Origin of the sequence: Streptomyces scabichelini, assembly GCF_011045015.1 — a bacterium.
Classification (GTDB): Bacteria; Actinomycetota; Actinomycetes; order Streptomycetales; family Streptomycetaceae; genus Streptomyces; species Streptomyces scabichelini.
On record NZ_JAAKZY010000390.1, the window covers coordinates 1 to 4,280 of the forward strand.

The 4,280-nt window shown below is 70.1% G+C and carries 3 protein-coding genes and 1 pseudogene; all 4 read right to left on the reverse strand.

The features are described from left to right. Nucleotides 1-774 (reverse strand): cobyrinic acid a,c-diamide synthase CobB (locus G5C60_RS49675; RefSeq protein ID WP_165270747.1); only part of this gene is annotated, 774 nt, incomplete at its 3' end. Beyond that, the gene (gene cobO / locus G5C60_RS49680) at nucleotides 768-1,367 is read right to left on the reverse strand and encodes a cob(I)yrinic acid a,c-diamide adenosyltransferase (protein WP_165270749.1); all 600 of its coding nucleotides are present in this window, start codon (nucleotides 1,365-1,367) and stop codon (nucleotides 768-770) included. The genes G5C60_RS49675 and cobO, both read right to left, overlap by 7 nt. Then, on the reverse strand, nucleotides 1,367-3,412 hold the full coding sequence (locus tag G5C60_RS49685) for a putative cobaltochelatase (RefSeq protein ID WP_165270751.1): 2,046 nt from the start codon (nucleotides 3,410-3,412) through the stop codon (nucleotides 1,367-1,369). Before G5C60_RS49685 ends, cobO begins: the two co-directional genes overlap by 1 nt. Before the next feature lie 169 nt (nucleotides 3,413-3,581). Further along, a pseudogene (locus G5C60_RS49690) lies at nucleotides 3,582-4,179 on the reverse strand (cobaltochelatase subunit CobN); the annotation flags it as partial. Nucleotides 4,180-4,280 lie beyond the last annotated feature (101 nt).

A 4,280-nucleotide genomic window follows, 5' to 3' on the forward strand; every position in this document is an offset into this window, starting at 1 on the left:
AAGGGGCGGGGCTGGGGAAAAAAGCCCGCCGCAGGCCACCACCTCAGCCACATCCCAAGCCGCACCCGACAACGCAGGCGCACTACGCGCCACCGCAAGCAGCGCATCCAGATCGCACCCCTCACGCACCTGCGAGGCCATGGCGTCCACCGCCGAGACGGCTTCCAACCGCCGCTCGGCAACGGGCACAAGACCAAGGTGCCGAGAAGGAGTGTCCACCTGCCGAGCCCGCCGCAGGACGCCAAGCACCGGCACCCCGGACTCGTCCAACGCCTCCCGCAACATCACCTCATGCCGCTCGGACCCCACCTTGTTGAGGATCACGCCCGCGACCCGCACCTCGGGATCCCAAGAAGCGAACCCATGCACCAGCGCAGCCACCGACCGGGACTGCGACGACGCGTCCACAACCAACACCACGGGCGCCCGCAGCAACTTCGCCACATGAGCGGTGGAGGCCAGCTCCCCTTCGCCGGCGGCCCCGTCGTACAGCCCCATCACACCCTCGACGACGGCGACATCACACCCACCCGCACCATGCGCGAACAACGGAGCGATCAACTCCGCCCCACACAGATACGCATCGAGATTCCGCCCCACCCGCCCCGAGGCGAGCGCGTGATACCCGGGATCGATGTAGTCGGGCCCGACCTTGTGCGGAGACACGGCAAGTCCCCGCGAGGCGAACGCCGCCATCAGCCCCGTGGCAACAGTGGTCTTGCCGCTGCCGGAGGACGGCGCGGCAATGACCAGCCGAGGGACGGAAATCACCACTCGATGCCCCTCTGGCCCTTCTGACCCGCGTCCATCGGATGCTTGACCTTGGACATGTCGGTGACGAGATCGGCGAGGTCGAGGAGCTTCTCGGGCGCGTTCCGCCCGGTGATCACCACATGCTGCGTTCCCGGACGATCCCGAAGCACGGCGATGACCTCATCGACATCCACCCACCCCCAGTGCATGGGATAGGCGAACTCATCGAGGACATACAGCTTGTACGTCTCGGCAGCGAGGTCCCGCTTGACCTGCTCCCACCCCTCGCGGGCCTTCTCCTCGTTGTCCATCTGGGCGTCGCGCTGCACCCAGGACCAGCCCTCGCCCATCTTGTGCCAGTCGACGGACCCGCCCTCGCCGGAGGCACCGAGGACCCTGAGCGCGTTCTCCTCGCCGACCTTCCACTTCGCCGACTTCACGAACTGGAACACGCCGATCGGCCACCCCTGATTCCAGGCCCGCAGCGCAAGCCCGAAGGCGGCGGTCGACTTGCCCTTGCCGATCCCCGTATGCACGACGACGAGAGGACGATTCCGCCGCTGACGAGTCGTCAGCCCGTCGTCCGGTACGACACTCGGCTGTCCCTGCGGCATTACGCGGCCCTCCTGCTGTTGCTGCCCCTACTGCCCCTACTGCCCCTGCTGCCCTGAACGTCCCTGACAAGACCGGCGATCGAGTCGGCCCGCAGCTCGTCCAACGTCACGGCCGTACCGCCGAGTTCACCCGCGAGCTGCCCCGCGAGCCCGAGCCGCACCGGCCCCGACTCGCAGTCGACGACCACGGACGCGACCCCGTCGGCCGCGAACAGCCGCGCCGCGCGCCCCGAGAGCGCGACGGGATCCGGCCCGCCGGTGGCCCGCCCGTCCGTCACCACGACGACGAGCGAACGCCGCGCGGGATCCCTGAGCCGCTCCACCCGCAGCACGTCATGGGCCCTCAACAGCCCAGCGGCCAGCGGCGTCCGTCCACCCGTCGGCAACGACTCCAGCCGGGCCGCCGCCGCGTCCACCGACGAGGTCGGCGGCAACGCGACCTCGGCGTCCTTCCCCCGGAAGGTCACCAGCCCCACCTTGTCCCGCCGCTGATACGCGTCGAGCAGCAGCGACAGCACGGCCCCCTTCACCGCACTCATCCGCTGCCGCGCGGCCATGGACCCGGAGGCGTCCACGACAAACAGGACGAGGTTCCCTTCGCGCCCCTCCCGCGTCGCCTGACGCAGATCATCCCGCCGTACGACAAGGCCGGGTCCCGACCGCCCACGCGCCCGCTGATGCGGGGCCGCAGCCTGCACGGTCGCCGCCAAGTGCAGCTTGGTGAGCGCCCCTTGGGGCCGCCGGGCCCCGGTGGTCCGCCCGTGCTCGGTCCGCGCCCGCGACCGCCGCCCGGCGGCACCCTCGCCGAGTCCGGGCACGCTCAGCACCTTGGTACGAAACGGTTCGGCAGCCCGTACGGGGGACTGCTCACCGCCACCGGGTGCTGCCGGCGCCTGTCCGTCGCCCTCGGAGGGCTCGCCCTGCGCCGGGGTTTCCCCGGTCGGGGACTCGCCACCGTCCGGCCCGTCCTGCGGCGGCTGCCCGCCACCGCCGGGCCCGTCCGGATCCGGATCCTCGTCGCCGGAGCCGTCCCCGCCGCCGAACTCCTCCAGGGTCTCGTCGAGCTTGTCCTCGTCAAGTCCGGGCGCGTCGAACGGCGATCGGCGCCGGCGGTGAGGCAGCGCGAGCAGCGCGGCCTGCCGGACGTCCTCCGCAAGCACGTCGGTACGGCCGGCCCACGCGGCCAGCGCGGTCGCCGTCCGGGCCATCACGATGTCGGCGCGCATGCCGTCGACCTCGAAAGCGGCACAGGTCGCCGCGATCTGCCGCAACGCCGCATCACCCAGCCGCACGGACGGCAACAACTCCCGCGCCGCCACGATCCGCGCCCGTACGGCGGCCTCGTCGTCGGCCCAGCGCGCCGCGAACGCGGTGGGGTCGTCGTCGTACGCGAGTCGCCGCCGTACGACCTCGACCCGCTGGTCCGGTTCCCGCGAGGCCGCGACCTCGACGGTCAGTCCGAAGCGGTCCAACAATTGGGGGCGCAATTCGCCTTCTTCGGGATTCATGGTCCCGACGAGCAGAAAACGCGCGGCATGCCGTACGGAAACCCCCTCGCGTTCGACGTACGAGGCACCCATTGCTGCGGCGTCCAGCAGCAGGTCGACGAGGTGGTCGTGCAGAAGATTGACCTCATCCACGTACAGGATCCCGCGATGAGCATCGGCCAAGAGCCCCGGTTCGAACGCCTTCACACCCTCGGAGAGGGCCCGCTCGATGTCGAGCGCGCCCACGAGGCGGTCCTCCGAGGCGCCGACCGGCAATTCGACCATTCGCGCGGGCCGTTGGACACCGGGAGATGTCTCGTGCGGCCCGTCCGGGCACACGGGGTCGGGCGTGGCCGGATCGCACGAGAAACGGCACCCGGCGACGACGTCCACCTCAGGCAACAGAGCAGAAAGCGCGCGTACGGCCGTGGACTTGGCGGTGCCTTTCTCGCCGCGCACCAGCACCCCACCGACATTTGGTGCAACGGCGTTGAGAAGCAGGGCGAGTTGCAGGTCGCCCTGCCCGACGATGGCGGTGAAGGGGAAGTGCGTGCTCACGCGGTGATCCCTCCTACGAGTGAAAGGGCGAGAAAGGGGCAGCTTTGGTGCTCGGCGGCAGCCAGGCTGGAGGTGCGCTCCCCGCCTGCCTGGGGATGGCCCACCGCGTTGGATGGCGGCCATGCGGCGGCAAGGTTGCTCCCCGTGCATGCGGGGATTTGGCGGGAGATCACTCGTCTCCCTCCAGATCTCCCTCAAGCTCGAGGTAGGTCGCCCGGAGCCGGTCCAGGGTCTCCCTGTCCGGCTCCGCCCACAGCCCGCGCTCTGCCGCCTCCAGTAGACGTTCGGTGATGCCGCGCAGCGCCCAGGGATTGGACTTCCGCATGAAGTCCTGGTTCTCCGGCGAGAACACGTACTCGCTCGCCAACTTCTCGTACATCCAGTCGTCCACGACACCGGCCGTGGCGTCGTAGCCGAAGAGATAGTCGACGGTCGCCGCCATCTCGAAGGCGCCCTTGTAGCCATGCCTGCGCATCGCTGACATCCACCTTGGATTCACCACCCGCGCCCGGAAAACCCGGTGCGTTTCCTCACCCAGCGTCCGTGTCTTCACCTGGTCCGGGGTCGCGGAATCACCCACGTACGCCTCGGGACTGGCCCCCGTCAGATGCCGCACCATCGCGACCATGCCGCCGTGGTACTGGAAATAGTCGTCCGCGTCGACAAGATCATGTTCCCTCGTGTCGACATTTTTTGCCGCCACCGCGATCCGCCGAAACGCCGTCTCCATGTCCCCCCGAGCCGCCCGCCCCGAGGCCGCGCCCGAGGCCCGGGCGGTCCCAGGACGGTCCGCCTCCGCCACCGGAGGAGCCGCCGCCTCCGCCGGGGAGGCCCCGGGGGCGGCGGTAGGCCGAGGAGCCTTGAGCGC